The following is a 980-nucleotide window of genomic DNA, read 5'->3' as shown; positions in this document are numbered from 1 at the left end:
CGTTCGGTCCGGAGGATCGCACGGCCTATGGCTTCGGGGATTTGCGGGACGACGGCATCGCCGAACGCTTCGACAATGAGGCTTGCTGCAGAAGTCCCTTTTGGACCGCCGACTGCAATGCGCGTGCCAGCCACCCAGGCGGAAAGCCCATCATCCAGTTGTAGGTGAGCGGCAAGGTCATCGAGGGACCAGTCAGTCCGCCATTCTGCAACGCGGCCGCAATCTGCCGTGCGTACTGCCATTTGTCGGATGCTCGGTCCCGCATCGCCCCGTCCAGCACAGCGTCCATCGTCGGCGATTTCCGCTTGTCGTACGCCGGCGACCATGCATCCATCCGCTTGTCGCGCTTGGTCGGGGTCGGCAAGGTTTCCTGCGCCGCCAAATACGTGTTCAGGTTCGTCCCGTTCGGGCGATCCCGGTAGTCCGGGCCATGTGTCGCGTCGCTCTTCCGGGGCGTAGGGAGCATCGCGGTCACATTCGTCGCAAGACCAAGGCCAGCGGATACCGTGCTCGCAGACGTGGCCAGGGCCGATCTTTGCTGCGCTTCCCACGCGTCCCGTGCCTTCGGGGGCATGATCTCCCGCATGCTTATGCCGCGCCGGCCATCCGCGTCGTATCGTGGACCACSCTTCATGTCCCGCTTCAGAGGTGTCGGTAACCTGAGCGAGGTCGCATCCGATAAGCCAGCTTCGGGGCCGCTCGTGGTTGGCGCCGATGTCTCCAGCACGTACCACGAACGTCCAGCAGGTGTAGCCGAGTTCCTCCAGCGCAGCGAGGACGGCGTCAGCGCCCCGAGTTCGGAGATTAGAGCTGTTCTCAAGAGCGAACCAACGAGGACGGCACTCTCCGATGATGCGGATGGCTTCGAAATAGAGGCCGCTGCGCGCGCCTTCGACCCCTTTTCCTTTGGTGTTGGCTGAACTGATGTCTTGGCATGGGGGGCTTCCGACGACGACTGACGGAAGTCGTCCGAAATCTCG

The 980-nt window shown here is 63.1% G+C and carries 1 protein-coding gene; it reads right to left on the bottom strand.

Annotated elements, in window-relative coordinates; genetic code table 11:
* A partial coding sequence (locus tag B5M41_RS26750; protein ID WP_413713453.1) for a DNA cytosine methyltransferase occupies positions 1 to 926 on the bottom strand: 926 nt, incomplete at its 3' end.
* Positions 927 to 980 lie beyond the last annotated feature (54 nt).

The organism is Shinella sumterensis, assembly GCF_004514425.2.
Taxonomy (GTDB): Bacteria; Pseudomonadota; Alphaproteobacteria; order Rhizobiales; family Rhizobiaceae; genus Shinella; species Shinella sumterensis.
The sequence above is the reverse complement of the archived record's forward strand: the minus strand, read 5'-3'. Positions and strand labels throughout refer to the sequence as shown.